We start from the raw sequence: 18,555 nt of genomic DNA on the forward strand, positions 1-18,555 counted from the left end.
AATAACGTCGCGGAAAAGCCGCTGGGCGATTGCGGAGGACAAGGGTGGGGACCACGCAGCTGGAATCGGTACCGGAGCCGAAGTACTGGCACCTGAAGACCGTGCTCAGTGAGGCACTCGACTCGGACTTTGCGGTGGGGGAGATCCTCCCCAACGAGCGGGAGCTCGCCGCCCGGTTCGGCGTCGCCCGAGCCACGCTCCGGCAGGCGCTGGAGCAGCTCGAACTCGAAGGCAGACTGCAGCGCCGGCGGGGGGTCGGGACCACGGTGGCGCCGCCGCGCCTGGGTGTGGCCGTCTCCACCGCTCAGCACGACTGGAGCGGAGGCGGCGCCGGCGAGGCGTGGCAGCCGGTGGACTGCCGGACCGCGACCGCCCCTGCGGCGGTGGCCGACGCGCTCGACGTGGCGGGCGACGACCTCGTCCACGTCGTACGACGGATCCGCGTCTCCCACGGGCAGGCCGTCGCGGCGGAGCTGCTGTATGTCTCGTCGTCCTCCGTTCCCGAGCTCTCCGCGATAGACGCGCCGTCCGGCTCCGCCAGGGCCCGCGGTGTCGTGCGTGAACTGCACCGGCTCGGGCTCGACGGGCAGGACCGTTCGGTGGAGCTCGGCTCGGCCCGCGCGGACGATGCCAAGGAGCTCGACCGGCTTCCGGGGGCCCCTGTCCTCGTCGTCACCACCCGCTACCTCGCCGCAGGCGGGACCGCCGCCGTTTCCATCGCCACCTACCGGGCCGACACCTGCCGGCTCACCTTCGGTGACTCGGGCGACGTGGAGATCAGCCACCACGACCAGGAGCGCCAGGCCTCCTGACCGGCTGTCTCCCGGCGGGCCCGCCGGGACGCGTGCCCTACGGCCCGTCGCGCTCAGCGGCGGGCCGTCACCGTTCCCTCCACCGCGAACAACTGCTCCTCCACGTGGTCGAGCGCCAGCCGCAGCGCCCCCGTCGCCACAGCCGCCTCGCCGAGCAGTGACAGCGCCACCCGTGGGGGCCGCAGGCAGTAGCGGGCCAGCTCCCCGCGGAGCGGATTGAGCACCCCGTCCAGTCCGGCTGCCCACCCTCCGACGACCACCAGCTCAGGATCGAGCGCCAGCACCAGCGCGGCGACATCGTGGACCAGCCGCTGGATGAACCGCTCGACCGCCGCCTGCGCCTGCTCGTCGCCGTGCCGCGCCTTCGCGAACACGGCAGCCACCGCGTGCTCGTCGAGCGGGTCCAGGGGTGTGTCCGTCGTGGACAGCAGCCGCTCGGGTGTGACGTCACGGCCGAGCAGATGCAGCGCACCGATCTCGCCCGCCGCACCGCCGAAGCCGCGGTGCAGCCGTCCGCCGATCAGCGATCCCGCTCCGGGACTCAGCCCCGCCAGCACGAACACGATGTCGTCGGACTCGGTGGCCGCGCCCTTCCAGTGCTCCGCGACCGCTGCGGCGTTCGCATCGTTCTCCACGAGCACCGGGCAGCGGAAGGACCGCCGCAGCCGCTCACCGAGAGCCAGGCCCGTCCAGCCCGGCAGCGCGGTGCCCAGCCTGACCGTGCCGTCGGCCTCCACGATGCCGGGGCTGCCGACCCCGACCGCCCGCAGGCTGCTGCGGGCCACGCCGGTCCGCCGCAGGACTTCGGCGACCACGGTCCGTACCTTGTCGAGGCGGTCGTCGGCACAGGCGGTCTCGGACACCGCGCGTGAGCCGGCGCCGATGATCCGGCCGTCCAGGCCCGACAACAGCGCCGAGACCCGGTGCGGGCCGATCTCGATGCCCAGCAGGTGCCCGGCCTCGGCCCGGAACCGGAAACGCCGGGCCGGACGCCCCTGCCGTCGTGCCTCGGCACCGTCGGGCGCCGACTCGACGACCAGGCCGGCCTCGAAGAGCCCTTCCACGACGCCCTCGACCGTCGGCCGCGAAAGGCCGGTGATCCGCGTCAGGTCCGTGAGGGTCGGGGAACCGGCGCCCCTGAGGGCGTGCAGTACCACCGCGGAATTGATCCGACGCAGCAACGACGGGTCCCCACCGGTCAGCCGGCTCACGGTGTGTCCTCCCAGCTCGTGCGCATGTCAGGCGGATGGTACTCGTTGCACAGGGGCGGGGCGACTGCGGGACGCGACGCCGCACGCCAAGGACCGGGACCATCCGGTGCTCGGCCCGATTCGGAGCTGGCCGTCCCGCTGCCGTCCCACTGCCGTCCGGGTTCCAGTCCGGCTTCGGCCCGGCTTCGGCCTGTTTTCTGGTCCGGGTCCGGGGCCGAGCCCCGGGTCCGGCCTGGGTTCCTGTTCCTGTTCCTGGTGCGGTCCGGGTTCAGCTGGGTGCGACGAATCCGGACTCATAGGCGGCGATGACGGCCTGCGTGCGGTCGCGGGCCCCCAACTTCGCCAGTACGGCGCTGACATGGGTTTTCACCGTCTGCACACCCACCACGAGCCTGTCCGCGATCTCCGCGTTGGACAGCCCCCGGGCCATCAGCCGCAGCACCGCGGCCTCACGCTCGGTGAGCGAAGCCCGGTCCATGGCCTCGCGCGCCCTGTTCGTGCCGTACGCGGCGGCCAGCTGCCGGACCGCCGCAGGGAACAATAGGGACTCGCCCTCCGCCACCAGCCGGACCGCGTTCACGATCTCGGCTGGCCGGGCCCGCTTCAGGAGGAAACCGTCCGCCCCCGCACGCAGCGCCTCATAGACGTACTCGTCGTTCTCGAACGTCGTCACCACCAGGATCTTCGGCGGATCGGGCACCGTGCGCAACACCACTCTGGTCGCCTCGATCCCGTCCATGAGCGGCATCCGGACGTCCATCGCGACGACATGGGGCCTCAGCTGACGGACCAGGGGGATCACCGCGGCTCCGTCCCCCGCCTCACCGACGACCTCGATATCGGGCTGGGCCTCCAGGACCGCGCGCAGACCCGCGCGGACCAGGGGTTCGTCATCGACGAGAAGAACGGTAACCGGCATCCGGTCAGCGTATGCGGTCCAGCGGAAGGCTCGCGTGCACCATCCATTTCCCTCCGTACAGGCCCGTCTTGGCGTTTCCGCCCAGCAGGGCCGCTCTCTCCCGGATTCCCCGCAGCCCGGTTCCACTCCCGGGCGTACCGGTCGAACCCGTGAACGGGTTGGTTACCTCCAACTCCAGACGGCCCTCCGTCACGCTGATCCGGACCCGGACGGGGGCTGCCCCCGAGTGCCGCAGGGCATTGGTGAGGGACTCCTGAAGGATGCGGTACCCCTCACGCGACACCGACCCCGGTACCTGCTCCAGCGGCCCGGACACCTCCGCATCGACTTTGGCCCCGGCTCCCCGCGCGGAGTCCAGCAAGCGGTCCGCCTCGATCAGAGACGGCCGTTGCCCCGGCGGCGTACCCGACTCCCGCAGCACCCGCAGCACTCGCTCCAGGTCTTCGAGCGCGCAGCGGCCGGTCTCCTCGATCGCCACCAGTGCTTTTTCGGTGAACTCAGGGTCGTGCGCCGCCCTGGCGGCCCCCGCCTGCACCACAGCCACCGTCAGGGCGTGCCCGATCGAGTCGTGCAGTTCGCGCGCGATCCGGTTTCGTTCCAGGAGTTGTTCGGTGCGCTCCTCCAGCACGGTCAGTCGCTGGACCGGCGTCGGTCCCAGCAGCCAGCGGGCCGCCGCAGTGATCAGCTCTCCGCAGCCCACGATCACCGCCAACATGATCAGCAGGGGAACGGGCGCGAGGACCGCAGCCCACCAGTGCGGTCCGAGGCCGGTGGCGAACCATTCGTCGCTCGGTTCCGAGCCGAGCGACGAGCGGACGAGGTCGACAGTCGTGGCCGGCAGCCACACCGTCGCGAGACCGGCCAGGCCCGCACACAACAGCCGCACCTCCAGCCAGAGCGCGGTCCGCCAGCGTTCGGACCAGGAAGTGGAGGGTGCGACTGAAATGGTCGCGTAGGGTGCGCCGCGCTCCGCGGGCGTGAGCAGGAGCTGCGCCTGGATCCCCTCGGCGAGCCGCATGCCGGGTATCAGGCCGACCAGCGCCGCGAGGACGACGGGAACCCACGGCGTGTCCATCGAGATGAACAGCCACACGCTCACGGCGGCGGACGGCATGAGCAGATGCAGCCAGCGGGTGTAGGTGACCTGCGCGGTCAACGGGTGGAGGAAGCGGAGCATGCCGCCCATCGTGCCAGCGTGCTCGGGGACGGCGGCTCCCCCGAGCGAGGGAGATGGTCCACTCCTGCGGGGGAGGATCGTCGCCGGCAGGGCGGCAAGGCTGAGGACATGACCAGTATCGATGTCCACGAGCTCACGAAGGACTACGGCGGGACCCGCGCCGTGGACCATCTCACCTTCAGCGTGCGGCCCGGCAGGGTCACCGGATTCCTCGGGCCCAATGGGGCGGGAAAGTCCACCACCATGCGGCTGGTCCTCGGGCTGGACCGGCCCACGGGCGGCTCCGCCACCGTCGGTGGTCAGGCCTACGCGGCCCTCAGCGAGCCGTTGCGCCGGGTTGGGGTGCTCCTCGATCCGCAGGCCGCCCATGGTTCGCGGACAGCCCGCGACCACCTGCTGATGCTCGCGACGAGCAACCGCATGGGCCGCGGCCGCGTCGAGGAGGTGCTGGAGCAGGCCGGCCTCCTCCAGGTGGGCGGACGCCGGATCAAAACGTTCTCTCTCGGCATGCGCCAACGGCTCGGCATAGCGGCGGCACTGCTCGGTGACCCGGATGTGGTGATGCTGGACGAGCCGTCCAACGGGCTGGATCCGGAGGGCATCGTCTGGATCCGGGAGCTGATGAAGCGACTCGCCCGCGAGGGCCGCACCGTGCTCGTTTCCAGTCACCTGATGAACGAGACGTCGTCGTTCGCCGACCATCTGATCGTGCTCGGGCGCGGACGGCTCCTCATAGATCTGCCTATGCAGGAGTTCCTCGACTCCCGTAGCCGGCCAAGGGTGCGGATGCGCACGACGGAACCAGCCAGGCTCGGCGAAGTTCTGGCACGCGGCGGATACCGGGCCGCTCAAGGTGAGGACGGCCGGTGGACCGTCGAGGGCGTCAAGGCGCAGGAGATAGGAGCGATGGCAGCCAGAGAGGGCATCGCGGTCCTGGAGCTCATGGACGAGCAGGCCACCTTGGAACAGGCCTACCTGGATCTCACCGCGGGTGCGGCGGAATTCACTTCTGCCACCGCGCCCACCCCACCTCAGGAGGCCTGACCATGTCGACAACCGCGGTCCTGCGCTCCGAGTGGATCAAGATCAGATCGTTGCGCTCCGTCTCAGGATCCCTGCTCGCCGTCTTCCTCGTCACCATGGTCGTCACCGTGCTGACATTCGCCACTGTCGGCCGGGCCGAGGCGGGCGACGCGGATGCCGAACTCGTCTTCGGCGCCTTCTACGCGCTGAACTTCGGTCAGATCGCGGCCATCAGTTTCGGCGCGACGGCGATTTCGTCCGAGTACCTCAATGGCGCGCTGCGTATGTCGCTCGCGGCGGTTCCGCGCCGTACCCACTTCTACCTGGTCAAGATGTCGCTCGTCGGAGGAGCGGCGCTGGCCGTCGGCCTCATCACCACCTTCAGTTCGTTCCTCTCGGGACAGCTCTTCATGGGGGAGTACGCCATCGGCCTCGGCGAACCAGGCGCATTGAGAGCGGCGTTCGGAGGAGCGATATATCTGGCGCTGATGGCACTGTTCGCGGCGGGGCTGACCGCCCTGCTGCGCAGCGCGACTGCCGTGCTCAGTCTGCTCATCCCCTTCATCCTGATCGTCTCGTTCGTCGTCGGGGACATAGCCGGCGGTGCGGCCGGCTATCTGCCGGACCGGGCTGGACAGTTGGTGCTTCACCAGCACCCGGAGGGCAGTCTGGGCCCATGGACGGGACTGGCCGTCACCGCCGGCTGGGCCGCGATGACGCTGTTGGCCGGATGGTGGGCGCTCCGACGGCGTGACGCCTGAACATTGGAGTCTCGCCGGGATGCGGACGCGGCGGCGGGGGTCGGAGCCCACCCGGGAATTGCGGATGGGGCGGGGGCTCTGCTTGGAGGCGGACGGGCCGGGTGCGAGCTGACCGTCGTCGTGATGCACGTGTACCCGCTGTGAGGTGCGCGTATCGCTTCAGGCCTCTGGGGGGGGGCGGGCAACCGCGCCCGTGCTGATCGTGTCGGATCCGGGGGCCGGGATCCCGGTCCCCGGAGCTCAGGTCTCGGCGGTGTTGGTGAGAGAGCCCGCGGTGACAGCACCGCGGAGCCGTCCGTACTCCGCGGCCATCGTCTGAGCGGTCCAGTGGGCGTTGAGTCCACTGGGGTTGGGCAGGGCCCAGACGCGGGCTCCGCCGATCGTCCGTTCCTGCCGTCCGATTTGGGCCCGCCGTTCACCGAATGCCGTTCGGTAGGCCGTGATGCCGACCACCGCCAACCACTGCGGTCGTAGCCGTTCGACCTTGGCGGTGAGGATCTCGCCGCCGGCGCGGAACTCCTCGGCGGTGAGTTCGTCGGCGCGGGCTGTGGCTCTGGCGACCACGTTGGTGATGCCCAGCCCGTACTGAAGCAGCTCGGACTGCTCGGAGGGCCTCAACTGCCGTGATGTGAAACCCGACAGATGGAGTACCGGCCAGAAGCGATTGCCGGGGAAAGCGAAGTGGTGGCCCGTGGCACCAGTCATCAGACTCGGATTGATTCCGCAGAACAGCACGCGAAGGCCGCCCGCGGCCACATCGGGAACAGTGCGGCCACGGGCGGCCTGGAGCTCTTCGGGTGTCATCGTCCGGGGCCGCGCGACATCAGAGGATGGAGCCGGGCGCGTACCCAGCAGCCTCCGGGTGCTGCTTGGTGATCTCCTCGATCCGCGAGACGAGGGCTGTGACCTGGTCACCCGCGGCACCCGTGAACGAGAGCTTGTCGGCCATCAGCTCGTCCAGCTGGGCGCGGTCCAGCGGAATGCGCTCGTCAGCGGCCAGCTTGTCGAGCAGCTCGTTGCGCTCCGTGCCCTGCTCACGCATGGCCAGAGCGGAAGCGACCGCGTTCTCCTTGATGGCCTCGTGGGCGACCTCACGCCCGACACCCGCACGCACCGCGCCCATCAGCACCTTGGTGGTGGCGAGGAACGGGAGGTAGCGGTCCAGCTCACGGGCGACCACGGCGGGGAAGGCGCCGAACTCGTCGAGCACCGTCAGGAAGGTCTCCACCAGACCGTCGAACGCGAAGAACGCGTCCGGCAGTGCCACCCGGCGCACCACGGAGCAGGACACATCGCCCTCGTTCCACTGGTCGCCCGCCAGCTCACCGGTCATCGACGCGTAGCCGCGCAGGATCACCATCAAACCGTTGACGCGCTCGCAGGAGCGGGTGTTCATCTTGTGCGGCATCGCGGACGAGCCGACCTGACCGGGCTTGAAACCCTCGGTCACCAGTTCGTGCCCGGCCATCAGCCGGATGGTCTTCGCGACCGAGGAAGGAGCGGCGGCCAGCTGGACCAGCGCGGTCACCACGTCGTAGTCGAGCGAGCGCGGGTAGACCTGACCGACGGAGGTGAAGGCCTGTGCGAAGCCGAGGTGGCCGGCGATGCGCTGCTCCAGGTCGGCCAGCTTCCCGGCGTCGCCGCCCAGCAGGTCGAGCATGTCCTGGGCGGTGCCGACGGGGCCCTTGATGCCGCGCAGTGGGTAGCGGCCCAGCAGGTCCTCCAGCCGGCCGTAGGCCACCAGCAGCTCGTCTGCCGCTGTCGCGAAGCGCTTGCCGAGCGTCGTGGCCTGCGCCGCCACGTTGTGGGAGCGACCGGCGATGACCAGCTCGCGGTATTCGCCGGCCAGCCTGCCGAGCCGGGCCAGCACGGCCACGGTGCGGTCCCGCATCAGTTCAAGGGAGAGCCGGATCTGGAGCTGCTCGACGTTCTCCGTGAGGTCCCGGGACGTCATGCCCTTGTGGACCTGCTCATGGCCGGCGAGGGCGTTGAACTCCTCGATGCGGGCCTTGACGTCATGCCGGGTGACCTTCTCGCGCTCAGCGATGGAGGCCAGGTCGACCTGGTCGAGGACGCGCTCGTAATCGGCGAGAGCGGCGTCGGGTACCTCGATCCCGAGGTCCTTCTGGGCGCGCAGCACCGCCAGCCACAGCTGACGTTCCAGCTTCACCTTCTGCTCGGGGGACCAAAGGACAGCCAGCTCCGTGGAGGCGTAGCGGCCGGCCAGGACATTGGGGATGCGAGGCTTCGCAGACACAGCAGTCACGTGTCGTGAGCTTACCTGCCTTCTTCAGCGGCTCGTGAGCGTGCACCGACTCTAGAAGGTCCAGGTCGGAGGCCTCTGGGCCCGGCCACATGCAGCATGTGAGACATCCGTGGGACGAAACGGCCCCTGGGGCGGTGTTTACGGCCCCGGCGGGACCGTAAGGGGAATCCGCTCCGGGGAGAGGAGCCGGATCCGCGCGACCGTAGCCAGCGCACGGAACCAGGCACCCCGCTCCGTGCGCGCTACCTCGAAGCACGGTGCGGCCATGAGCGATGCCGTCGCGGGCTGCCCATTCGAGCACGTGGAGTGACGAGGCGAAGCGGAATGCGTGGTGTGATCGGTGCGGAGGTATCCAGGTGCCCAGGTGGGCAGCCTGCGGCACGGGGCTTTGACGGTGTGCGCCGGCTACGCCCCCGCGTGGACGTACGTTGCCCAGATGTGCGGTTTCTCCGGGATGCGGCGTCGTAACTGGCGGACTGTGTCGTGCAGCGCGTGCGCGGCACCGGGACTGCCGGGGGCGGTCGTGCGGCGGTAGAAATCCCGCGTCATGTGGTCCGCGTGCACGCTGTCGATCTTCCACAGCGTGCCGACCGCCGTCGGAAAGCCCGCAAGCAGGAATGAACTCGTGATGTGGATGGCCTCGTCCACCAGGCGTTCGGCGGTGCGGGCGGTGCCGCAGGCCGCGAGGAAGGCGAGCTGTGCCGAGCGAGGGCGGACCCGGCAGATCTCCAGGACGGAGACCGGCTCGCCGCTGGGCAGATGCAGCAGGGCGCCGGAGGGTTCCGCCGGGTCCGACGCCGCGTGGCAGCCGAAATGCGCCCACGAGGCCTCGTGCAGCGCGGCGAGTACGGCCTCGCGGGTGGCGGCCGGACCGATCAGCGGTGGCCGGGCACCGAGAAGCTCGGCCGCGTGGGCCGCCGCGGCCGCCACGCCGGGGAGATCGTCCTCGGCGGCGGCGACGAGCAGCGCGCTGCCGTGGTCGGCCGTATCACGCTGCCGGGCGCGCGCCCGCGCGTACGCGAGGGTCTGCAGGCCGGGCGCGTACGACGAGATCACGGTGTCGAGGGCGGCGCCGCAGCCGTCCTCCGAGCAGTCGGGCGCCGTACATTCGGCCGCGTGCAGGGGCAGGGCGCTGAACGCGCCGGTTGCCACCCACCAGACGCGCGGCCACGCGCCGTCACGGGGGACGGGTTCCACCGGTCCGACGGACTCCAGGACCGGGCGCACGATCTGGTGCCAGGTCCACGCCAGGGTCTCGCGGACCGTCCTGCCCGCGGCGACGATCTGAAGAGGGGAGGGGCGGGCCATGCCCCTGGCGTTGATGGCATCGACGGCGTCGCGCAGCCGTCGCGCCCAGTCGGTGATCTCGTCGGCCCCGGGGGCCAGGAGCAACGAGGTGACCGACTGCGGGGTGATGACGAGGGCGTGGCAGTGGCGCTTGCCCTGGTTGAGGACGACGATGGGGCCATCGGCGGCGAGCGCCCTGAACCTCTCCTCGGTCAATGGCCGCAGGAAGCCCTCGAACCCCGGCCGGGTGCGGATGTGCCGTACGAGATCGTCCAGTTCGTTCGACGCGCGCAGGGCTGCGAGGCGGGCCCACTCGGCGGCCCCCGGAGCCCCGGTGTCAGGTTCGGAGCGGGCGTCGAGCCGGTCAGTCAACCGCTGGAAGGATGCGGCCAGTTCCGGGAAGGCGGCCTGCAGATCGCTGATGTCGGCGCGGGCCTCGATGCGGCGCGCCAGCAGCAGGCCGCGGCCGCGTTCCAGCAGTTCGGCGGTACGGGCCACGTCAGGTCCCCGGACCGTGTGGTCCAGGGCGGGGAAGCCGTCGAGGCCGGGCGTCCGTCCTGCCTTCAGCGCTCGCACGTACCCTTCTGTGAGCCGCACCCGCTCCGCGATCCGCGCCGCGGACTCGCGCAGTTCGAGGGTGCAGAGGATCAGCTCGACCAGCCCTCTGATGTCGCCCTCGAAGATGGACAGGCCGTGCTCGGCGGACGTCTGGTCACTGCCCCGGTCGGTGACCCCGGTCATCGCCTCGACCGCCGCTTCGAGATGCGCCAGCGCCGGGCCGATTCCCTGCTCCCCGCGACCGATCTCACGGGCCGCCGCGCCGATCTCGCCGTTGGCCCGCATCCACGCGGAACCGACGAGGTCGTCCCAGCCCGCAGCGGGCTCACGGCCTTCGAGGCGGGAGCGGAGGCCGTCCGCGAAGGCGGCGAGCGGGCCGAGCAGGACACCGGCACCCCGTGCCGGCTCCGAGGCTTCGTCGTCCGCCCCGGAGGGGGCCGAGCCGGATGCGGGGCCGGATGCGTGGGCCGTCCCGGACACCTCCGGGTGGCGCACGGGGCCGGAGGGCTTCGGCGCGGACATCTCCGGGAGGCGGTCCAGGCCGATGAGGTCGAACATCGGGCCCAACACGCTGGCCAGGTCGACCGGTGACTCGTCCGGCGTCACGTCCTTCAGCACGCTCTCCAGCGCCCGCGCCTCGGTGAGCAGCGCCCGCGCCCTCTCCGGTTCGCTGATGCGGAGGGCGGCGGAACGCTGCATCAGGACCCTGACGAGTGTCATCGCCGTCATGAGCCGCATCGGATGTCCGACCGGGCACGCCGCGAACGTCCCGCGGCACTGTGCGACGACCGCGTCGTCGAGATCGGGCCGCGGGCCTCCCGGCCCCACGGATTCGACCAGGTCGACATAGGCGTCGCCCATCAGGTCGTACCAGGGCGGGTTCTCCGCGTCGTCGGACGCCCCTGCCCGGGTGATCTCCCGCAATTCGTGGGCGATCCGTCGGGCCCGTTCCAGCTGTGCGGGGTCATGGCCGAACACGTAGTTCTGCAGGGCGTTGTGGAACTCCGTGCGTGCGGCCAGCACGGCCTGATCGGTCCGGGTCAGGCCCGCGCCCTCCTGAAGCGCCGCCTCCTCGGGAGTCGGAGGGGGAGCGGAGGCGAGCAGCGCCGCCGCCTCACGCGCGCCCTCCGCGTCGTGGGAGCCGAGCGACAGAACGCCGAGGGCGTGCGCGAGCATCCGGTCGTACTCGCTGGGTGAGTCACCGGAGTTGGCGCCGGCCTCGCGGAGCAGCCGGACGACCTCTTCGAGAACAGCGGGATCGGGCCGTTCCGCGGTGCCGGCGGACAGCGCGCTGCCGAGGGCTCCCGCCAGGTGCCGACGCAGCTCTGGGTCGGCATCGTCCATGGAGTCGAGGATCTCGCGGAGGGTCGAGATGGCGGAGTCGAGGTGTTCCGGACGATCGAGGCGGATTCCGGACATCCGGGACAGTGCGTCGAGGGTCCGGCGGAACTCGTCGGGCATGTCCTCCTCCCGGGTGATGTCCGCCGTGACGGCGAGGACCGCGACGGGCAGCGCCACGTCCAGGATCCCGCGGCGCAGCAGGTCCGTCGCGGGGAAGCCGGGCGGGGCGGTGGCGAGCGCCTCCTCGGTCAGCTCGCGGGACTCGACGTCCAGCAGTCCGGCGCGGGCGGGCGCCCTGGTGTGCAGGGCCTGCGCGCGCAACCCGGTGAGGGCGGCCAGGACCGCGATGTGAGCATGCCGCTGGGGATGATCGGCCGGGAGGACAGCGAGGGCGGAGCGGTAGCGGCGGATGCGCTCGTCGGCGCGCAGAGCGGCACGTTCCCCGGAGCCGGAGCCGGAGCCGGAGCCGGAGCCCGAGTCCGAGTCCGAGTCCGAGTGGGAGTCGGAGGCCGAGCCGGCATCGATGTCGGCGCGTTCTGCGGAGTTCGCGTCGGTCGTGACATCGGCGTCGTCGGTACTGCCGTCGAGGTGGTCGAGGTCGTCTGGGTCGTCGGGGTCGTAAGGGTCGTAGGGGTCGAATCCGCCGATCAGCGAGAGGGCTTCGACGTCGAGGTCGATCGGCCGGCCCTCGCGGGCTGCACTCGCCCTTTCCTGTGCGGCGAGGCGGTCGAGGAGTGGTGCGGCCCGTCTCGTGGCATCCGGGTCCCCGCTCTCGCGCAACGACTCGAACTCCTGGTACGTGGCGAGCATCTCGCTGTGCTCCTCGCTCAACGCACCGGCCGCGGCCAGCAGGAGGGCCGCTTCCAGAGCGGTGTCGTCGTCCTCGCACGCCTGGGCGAGCGCACTGAGCGCCCGGCCGAGGGCTGCGGCGACCGCGTCGCGTTCGGGGTGACCGGCCGGAGTGTCGGCGTACGCCGCCCGCAGCCGGCGCACGCCGCACGCGACACGTCCCGCGTCCTGCTCGGCGATGCCCGCGTCAGCGATCGCCGTACCCACGTGCAGGTCGAGTTCACCGGGCCAGGTGACGGGCTGGGCGTTCAGCATCCTCAGGAACCGCAGCCCTTCCGCCGTCTCCGGGGTGACGACGTCCTCCGGCACCGCAGCGACCAGCCGTTCGACCTGCGCGAGTCCGGGGGAGCCGAGGAGCCGGGCGGAGTCGACCACCGTGCGCAGGCAGGCCGAGGTCGCGGCACGCGCTGCGTCGGAGTCGAACAGGCCGGGTGCGGCGGCCATCCGCCTGCACACCTCCCGGCCGTAACGGGCGGCATTGGCCAGCCCGTCCGGGTCGGCCTGCGTCTGAAACCGGAGCATCCACAAGTCGTGTGCGTAGATGGCCAGTTCCACGAACGCAACCTGGTCGTCGGCGCCCACGAGTTCAAGAGCGGCGTCCGACCAGGCGAGCGCGCGGTCGAGCGCGGCCGCTCGTTCCTGAGGCGCTCCGCCCAGCGCGACGCCGGCGTGGACCGAGCACACCAGGTGCGCGAAGCGCGTTTCGTGGGACGGGTCGGCGGCGTCGAAGCCCTCCTTCAGCGATTCGGGGAGTCCCGCCTCCGAGGGGAGGCGCGGGCAGAGGAAGCCGAAGGTGCAGACCGCGACCTCCGTGTTCTGCGCGGCGTCCGGATCCCCGGCGCCCTGGTGGCGGCCCCAGAACGTCCAGAACACGGTGGCCACCGCGTCGAGATCGATCGAGTCCTCCGGTGAGGCTGTCACCTCAGCGAGCAGGGCCAGCGCCTCGGCCACCGCCTCCTGGCCTCGCAGAGGGGTGGCGTCGCCGGTGCCGAACGCCGCGGTGAGACGTTCGACCACTCGTTCCCGAAGCTCGGACATCACACCTACATTAGTCTGATCAACAGTCAGGAAGCTTGGTGTACGCAGGATTAGGGGGTCGAGTGGGCGAAGGAGCGAAGGCGCGCGGTGTGTACGAGGACGCCGTGGAATACCTGTGCCGCAACGTCGAGGAACTGCGTCCGCTCATCCCGTCCGCTGTATGGGAGTCGGCCTTCCCGGTCGTACGGGACGCCGATCCGGCCGGTGCCGAGTGGCGGGACGCCGTACGGGCGCTGCACGACGCCGTCGAGTCGGCGGGCGTCCCGAACGGGCTCGGACTGCCCGCCACCATGGGTGTCGGCGACTGGCCCGGCGCACCCACCCCGCAGTCAGTGGGCTGGGTCTGCCCCACGAGCCGCTGCGGCCGGGTCGAACTGCGCGCCGCAACGGCAACCGCCACACCGGTCTGCGACCTGGCCGGAGGTCCGATGCGACTGGTGGACGGCTGACGGGCGATGGGCCTGCTCATCGAGTTGCAGAAGCGGATACCGGACGGCTGGTTCCTGCGACGGCTGCTGCCCGCCGCGCTGTTCGTCGTCGTCGCTGCCGTCGGCGGCGGGGACCTGGGCCATGCCCACTGGAACGACATCGCCCTCGCGCGCGAGCGGATGGCCGACGCCCTGCGGACGGGCGCCGGCCCGACGGCGGACACCGTCGCCTCGCTCGTACTCGTCGCGGTGCCGGTGCTGGGAGCCGCCTTCGCGGTGCCCTACGCGGCGGCCTCGATCGGCTCTCTCGCGGCCGGGGCCTGGCCGTGGTGGCTGATGCCGGTGGGCCGGCGGGTGACCAGGTGGCGGGTGCGGCGCTGGACCCAACCGGACGTGCTTGCCCGGCGTTCCGTGCGGGCCCGCGCCGACGGCCACGCGCTGCGTGCCGACCGGCTCGACGCACGGGCCGCACGGGCCGGAACGGGCGGGCGGCCGAAGTCCCCGACCTGGTCCGGCGACCGCCTCCGCCACACCGAGGAGAACGTCGGACGGCAGACCGGCGAGGACGTCGCCGGAGGCTGGACCGTCCTCCTGCTCAGTGCCGCCGATCAGCCCCGCGCGGCGCTGGCCCAGGCCCGTGACGCCTATGACGCGGCCTGCGAGGGCCTCGTCTGGAGCACGGCATTCACGGTGCTCGGCGCCTGGTGGTGGCCCGCGGCACCCTTCGGGATCCTCCTGGGCCTGGCCTCCTGGCGCTCCCTGCGCCATGCGGTGCAGGCGCTGTGCCGTACTACGGAGGCGGCGTTCACGCTGCGCGGGACGGGGGAGCCGGGCGGGCAGGCATGAGCAGGACGGCGGGTGCGCGACAGCGAAGCCTCCGGCACCCCCACTCCACGGGAAGGGCGTGCGCACCGCGCAGGACCTGCGCGCCCACCGTGCCGGAACAGAGCCGACCCGTGCCAGCGCGTGGAACGGCGCCCGACCCGCGCCGGTGCGCGGGAAAGAGCCCGGCCCGTGCCCGGCACGGGGAACGGGAGCCCGCCCGTGCCCGGCGTGTGGAACGAACCCGGCCCGTGCCCGGCGCGAGGGCAACGGGGCCCGGCGCGGGGGCAACGGGGCCCGGCGCGGGGGCAACGGGGCCCAGCGCGAGGGCAACGGGGCCCGGCGCGGGGGCAGCGGGGCCCGGCCCGTCCCCGTGCTGCGGGAACCGAGCCGGTACGTGCCCGGCGCGGGGAGCGGCGGCGGTCTGCGGGGCCGTCGTGCCGCTGCGCCGGCCTGGGCGAGGCTTCCGGCGTTGACGACCGCCGCGCTCATGACGGCTGCCCGTCCTCAGTCATCATGGCGATCCAGCTGTGGGGCGCGTCGTCGCCGAGCATGATGTCGTAGACGTCCTCACCCGCCGCTTCGACGGCGCGCGCGAACATGGCCTGCTCGTACTCAGCCAGCGCCTTCTCGATGTCGTCGGGATTCCGGGCGACGGCCCGGCCGAGTTCGGCGCCGTCCAGCATGGCCAGATTGGCACCTTCCCCGTTCGGCGGGGCGAGGTGGGCGGCATCGCCCAGCAGCGTGATCCCGGGCGTCGGATCCCAGCGGTGCCCCACCGGGAGGGTATGGATGCGGCGCAGGAGCGGCGCGGTGTCGCTGTCGGTGAGGAGGGCGGTGAGCTGCGGGGCCCATCCTTCGAACTCCGCAACGACCCGTGCCGTCAAGGCCGCGGCGTCTGCGGCATCGGTGTCGGAGGGCCAGTCGAGCGGCTTCACGAGCTGCGCGTAGGAGTGCAGGCTCCCATCGGCCTCCCGCATGGCGAGGAATCCCTTTCCCGGCGCGAGCGCGAACAACGAGCCGGCACCCACCGCTTCCGCGGCGGCGGGGTGACGGGCGTCCGCGTCGGACAGGAAGGTCTCGACGGAGGTGACGCCCGCATACGTCGGGGTGGCGTCCGACAGGACCGGCCGGACCCGTGACCACGCCCCGTCGGCCCCGACCAGCAGACTTGTGGTGGCGGTGCCTCCGTTGGCGAAGCGCACCTCGTGGCGGCCGTTGCCGAGGGACCGTACGCCCGTGGCCTTGTGCCCCCACCGGACGGCGTCGTCCGGCAACGAGTCGAGCAGCAGCTGCCGCAGCTGACCGCGCTGTACTTCCGGACGTGAGCCCGTCCCGTCGTCGGGCAGGTCGAGGAGTACGGATCCTGTCCGGTCCAGGACCCGGTAGGACTCGCGCCCCTCCAGGACGAGGCCGCGGAACTCCTCGATCAGCCCGGCGGCCGCCAGCGCGGGCTGGCCGTTCCAGGGGTGTATGTCGAGCATGCCGCCCTGGGCGCGTGCGGTCGCGGAGGCCTCCGCTTCGTAGATGGTGGCCGGGATGCCGTGTACGTGCAGCACGCGGGCCAGGGCAAGACCGCCGAGGCCCGCTCCGATGACCGTGACAACTGGTGCCGTCATCTTCTTCCTCTCCTCATTCTCCAGAGCTGATCGAACCGCGAACTGCCAGAGCTTCTTTGGATCGTCGCTCCAATGAAACGTACACTGGTTGGAGTCCTTTTTGGAGCAACGATCCAACGTGACAGAATGAAGGCATGACAACCAAGGGCCACCGGGCAGCGCGACGCACCGACGCACTGTCCAAAGAGGTGATCGTCCAGGCCGCGACCGAGATCCTTGACGCCGACGGCGAGGCGGCGCTGACCTTCCGCACGCTCACCCGCCACCTGCACACGGGTTACGGGGCGATCTATCACCGAGTGGCCAACAAGAGCGACCTGCTCTCGGCGGCCGCCGACCGTGTGATCGACCGCGTCGTGGCCGGCCCGGCCGCCGACGCGGGGCCCCGGGAAGCGTTGCGGTCCCTCGCCCTCGGCCTGTTCGACGCGATCGACGCGCACCCCTGGGTCGGTGCCCAGCTCACCCGGGAGCCCTGGCGCCCCACGCTGCTGGAGGTCTACAAGAGCGTCGCTGAGCAGTTGCAGGCACTCGATGTGCCGGAGGAGGCCGTGTTCGACTCGGCGGGGGCTCTCGTGAACTACATCCTCGGAGTCGCCGGGCAGAACGCCGCCAACGCCCGCGTGCTCGCCGGTGCCGAGGCGGATCGAGACCGGCTGCTCGCGGAGATCGCCGCGCAGTGGGCCCAGCTCGACCCCGTGCAGCACCCTTGGGCGCGCGGCGCGGCGAAGCGTCTGCCGGAACACGACGACCGTGCGCAATTCCTCGCCGGTGTCGACCTCATCCTCGCCGGTATCGAGGCCGTGAACGGTGGGCGCGGAGCTGGAGCGGACTAGGCACTCTCCGGCGCACCACGTGACTGCCGGAGTCCGGAACGTTGTCGCCGGCACGGGACGGGGTGCTCTTGGGACGAGTTGACCGTGGGACGGAGCGATCTGAGGAAGGCCGAGTGGGTCCGGCTGAGGCCCCGCTCATCGGTGTCGGGAGTGCGTGGCGGACGTTGGAACGGTCAACCGCAAGGTGAGCGACGGGAGGTATCGCCGCCCGCAGAGGCCGGCTGGACTATCGCCGCAGGCAGCGCACGCCGTTCGTGCGCCCCGCCGGATGATCTGCTGCGGCTTCTGACCCTCGCAGTCGCCGATCCTGGGGACGTGAACCCCTGCTGTCGCCAAGCCTCCTGCCGCTGGATCGGGCTGACCCGTCCCACTCAATCGCATCGGCGGTCGGAGAGGACACCCGTGAACCGGTGGACCTTCCCGGTAGCGGCACAATCGTGTTGACCGTCCCGGGCAGGCAGTGCTTGGGTCGGCGCGTGAACAGCATCTCGGCCAACCGGCAATTCTGGAACCGGATCAGCAGCTCCTACCAGCACGAGCACGACCCGCAGATCGGCGCGACGCCCCGGCTGTGGGGCACGTACGCCATCCCCGACGCGCACCTGCACGCCCTGGGCGACGTCACCGGCAAGCGCGTCCTCGAACTCGGCTGCGGCGCCGGCCAGTGGTCCAGGGCGCTCGCCGCCGAGGGCGCCACCGTGGTCGGGCTCGACCTGTCCGAAGCCCAGCTCGCCGCGGCAGCTCACGCGATGGGAGCGGCCCGCTACCCGTTGGTGCAGGGCGCCGCCGAACACCTCCCGTTCGCCGCCGACAGCTTCGACCTGGTGTTCTGTGACTACGGCGGGCTCAGCTGGGCGTCCCCGCACCTGGCCGTCCCGCAGGCCGCACGCATCCTGCGCCGTGGTGGGCGCCTGGTGTTCAACGTCGCCAGTCCATGGTTCGAAGCCTGCTACGACGAAGCCGCCAGCCGTGCCACCACGACGCTGCAGCAGGACTATTTCGGGCTGGACACCATCGCCGAAGGCCAGGGCGCCGTCAGCTATCAGCTCACCTACGGCGACTGGATCAGGGTTTTGCGCGACGCGGGTCTCGTCATCGACGACCTCATCGAGCCGCGGCCCGAGCCCGGAACGGCCAACGGCTACAACCAGACCGACCCGCCTGACTGGGCACATCGCTGGCCGGCTGAAATGCTCTGGGTAACCCACAAACCGTAAGCACCGCCACAGCGCCACAGCGCCGCACCGGGGTCGGCAGGGGTCGGCCGGCGACGGACCGCGGGTGGGGATCGTCCGGTACGGGGCCGGGTATGAGCCGACGACCTCGTCGAGCGGTACATCCACGATCCCAACCCGGCCGGGGGTGGACGAGGGGTTGCGGGCATCGGCGTGGCCGGGCATGCGCGGCATACCGCCGTCGAGCGCACCCAGGGCGTCGCTGAGTTCAGCCGCGCGGAGACTGTCCGGCGCCCACGTGGTGGTGACGACCGCCGTGCGTGCACCGTCGGCGAAGCTCCGCGCGAGCACACCGCCTGCCAACAGGGACTCGTCGTAGGGATGGGCGAACATGCCCATCAGCGAGGGGGCGAGCCGGTTCGGGCCACCGCCGGAC

At 71.3% G+C, this 18,555-nt stretch carries 14 protein-coding genes; 7 read left to right on the top strand and 7 right to left on the bottom strand.

The genetic code is table 11. The features are described from left to right. The first annotated feature begins 44 nt into the window (after positions 1 to 44). Positions 45 to 812, top strand: coding sequence for a GntR family transcriptional regulator (locus tag ACIP89_RS25365; protein WP_402116887.1), 768 nt, complete (start codon positions 45 to 47; stop codon positions 810 to 812). 53 nt (positions 813 to 865) lie between these two features. Here ACIP89_RS25365 and ACIP89_RS25370 read toward each other — a convergent pair whose 3' ends face one another. From ACIP89_RS25370 to ACIP89_RS25380, 3 genes are all read right to left on the bottom strand, one after another. Beyond that, positions 866 to 2,023 (bottom strand): ROK family transcriptional regulator, encoded by a 1,158-nt coding sequence (locus ACIP89_RS25370; protein ID WP_401928649.1) that lies wholly within the window; start codon positions 2,021 to 2,023, stop codon positions 866 to 868. A gap of 268 nt (positions 2,024 to 2,291) precedes the next feature. After that, positions 2,292 to 2,942, bottom strand: a complete 651-nt coding sequence (locus tag ACIP89_RS25375; protein WP_401928650.1) for a response regulator — start codon at positions 2,940 to 2,942, stop codon at positions 2,292 to 2,294. A gap of 4 nt (positions 2,943 to 2,946) precedes the next feature. Further along, positions 2,947 to 4,119, bottom strand: a complete 1,173-nt coding sequence (locus ACIP89_RS25380) for a sensor histidine kinase (RefSeq protein WP_402116888.1) — start codon at positions 4,117 to 4,119, stop codon at positions 2,947 to 2,949. Positions 4,120 to 4,227: 108 nt separating this feature from the next. On the opposite strand from ACIP89_RS25380, the gene ACIP89_RS25385 reads away from it, so the two are divergent. Next, on the top strand, positions 4,228 to 5,163 hold the full coding sequence (locus ACIP89_RS25385; protein ID WP_402116890.1) for an ABC transporter ATP-binding protein: 936 nt from the start codon (positions 4,228 to 4,230) through the stop codon (positions 5,161 to 5,163). 2 nt (positions 5,164 to 5,165) lie between these two features. After that, the gene (locus ACIP89_RS25390; RefSeq protein ID WP_402116891.1) at positions 5,166 to 5,903 is read left to right on the top strand and encodes an ABC transporter permease; all 738 of its coding nucleotides are present in this window, start codon (positions 5,166 to 5,168) and stop codon (positions 5,901 to 5,903) included. Positions 5,904 to 6,143: 240 nt separating this feature from the next. Here the strand turns inward: ACIP89_RS25390 and mug are convergent, their stop codons facing one another. The 3 genes from mug to ACIP89_RS25405 form a co-directional block, all read right to left on the bottom strand. After that, a complete protein-coding gene (mug, locus tag ACIP89_RS25395) occupies positions 6,144 to 6,707 on the bottom strand; it encodes a G/U mismatch-specific DNA glycosylase (RefSeq protein ID WP_402116892.1) in 564 nt (187 codons plus the stop codon). A 19-nt stretch (positions 6,708 to 6,726) separates the two neighbouring features. Then, a complete protein-coding gene (gene purB / locus ACIP89_RS25400) occupies positions 6,727 to 8,169 on the bottom strand; it encodes an adenylosuccinate lyase (protein WP_073736229.1) in 1,443 nt (480 codons plus the stop codon). A gap of 405 nt (positions 8,170 to 8,574) precedes the next feature. Further along, positions 8,575 to 13,242, bottom strand: a complete 4,668-nt coding sequence (locus tag ACIP89_RS25405) for a CHAT domain-containing protein (protein WP_402116894.1) — start codon at positions 13,240 to 13,242, stop codon at positions 8,575 to 8,577. Positions 13,243 to 13,304: 62 nt separating this feature from the next. Here ACIP89_RS25405 and ACIP89_RS25410 point away from each other — a divergent pair, with 62 nt between their 5' ends. Together ACIP89_RS25410 and ACIP89_RS25415 are read left to right on the top strand one after the other, a co-directional pair. Further along, positions 13,305 to 13,691 (top strand): hypothetical protein, encoded by a 387-nt coding sequence (locus tag ACIP89_RS25410; protein WP_401928660.1) that lies wholly within the window; start codon positions 13,305 to 13,307, stop codon positions 13,689 to 13,691. Positions 13,692 to 13,697: 6 nt separating this feature from the next. Then, on the top strand, positions 13,698 to 14,516 hold the full coding sequence (locus ACIP89_RS25415) for a hypothetical protein (protein ID WP_401928662.1): 819 nt from the start codon (positions 13,698 to 13,700) through the stop codon (positions 14,514 to 14,516). A 464-nt stretch (positions 14,517 to 14,980) separates the two neighbouring features. Here the strand turns inward: ACIP89_RS25415 and ACIP89_RS25420 are convergent, their stop codons facing one another. Continuing rightward, the gene (locus tag ACIP89_RS25420) at positions 14,981 to 16,111 is read right to left on the bottom strand and encodes an FAD-dependent oxidoreductase (protein ID WP_402116897.1); all 1,131 of its coding nucleotides are present in this window, start codon (positions 16,109 to 16,111) and stop codon (positions 14,981 to 14,983) included. 134 nt (positions 16,112 to 16,245) lie between these two features. Here ACIP89_RS25420 and ACIP89_RS25425 point away from each other — a divergent pair, with 134 nt between their 5' ends. After that, entirely contained in the window at positions 16,246 to 16,944 is a 699-nt protein-coding gene (locus ACIP89_RS25425) for a TetR/AcrR family transcriptional regulator (protein WP_401928666.1), read from the top strand. Positions 16,945 to 17,420: 476 nt separating this feature from the next. Further along, the gene (locus ACIP89_RS25430; RefSeq protein WP_401930511.1) at positions 17,421 to 18,161 is read left to right on the top strand and encodes a class I SAM-dependent methyltransferase; all 741 of its coding nucleotides are present in this window, start codon (positions 17,421 to 17,423) and stop codon (positions 18,159 to 18,161) included. Positions 18,162 to 18,555: the final 394 nt, after the last annotated feature.

This window comes from Streptomyces sp. NPDC088730 (genome assembly GCF_044751215.1).
GTDB lineage: Bacteria > Actinomycetota > Actinomycetes > Streptomycetales > Streptomycetaceae > Streptomyces.

What these genes read in the sequence shown, in the direction of transcription:
- ACIP89_RS25375 (WP_401928650.1), bottom strand. Translation starts at nt 2,942, where the DNA reads ATGCCGGTTACCGTTCTTCTCGTCGATGACGAACCCCTGGTCCGCGCG.
- ACIP89_RS25380 (WP_402116888.1), bottom strand. Translation starts at nt 4,119, where the DNA reads ATGCTCCGCTTCCTCCACCCGTTGACCGCGCAGGTCACCTACACCCGC.
- ACIP89_RS25385 (WP_402116890.1), top strand. Translation starts at nt 4,228, where the DNA reads ATGACCAGTATCGATGTCCACGAGCTCACGAAGGACTACGGCGGGACC.
- ACIP89_RS25390 (WP_402116891.1), top strand. Translation starts at nt 5,166, where the DNA reads ATGTCGACAACCGCGGTCCTGCGCTCCGAGTGGATCAAGATCAGATCG.
- mug (WP_402116892.1), bottom strand. Translation starts at nt 6,707, where the DNA reads ATGACACCCGAAGAGCTCCAGGCCGCCCGTGGCCGCACTGTTCCCGAT.
- ACIP89_RS25405 (WP_402116894.1), bottom strand. Translation starts at nt 13,242, where the DNA reads ATGTCCGAGCTTCGGGAACGAGTGGTCGAACGTCTCACCGCGGCGTTC.
- ACIP89_RS25415 (WP_401928662.1), top strand. Translation starts at nt 13,698, where the DNA reads ATGGGCCTGCTCATCGAGTTGCAGAAGCGGATACCGGACGGCTGGTTC.
- ACIP89_RS25420 (WP_402116897.1), bottom strand. Translation starts at nt 16,111, where the DNA reads ATGACGGCACCAGTTGTCACGGTCATCGGAGCGGGCCTCGGCGGTCTT.
- ACIP89_RS25425 (WP_401928666.1), top strand. Translation starts at nt 16,246, where the DNA reads ATGACAACCAAGGGCCACCGGGCAGCGCGACGCACCGACGCACTGTCC.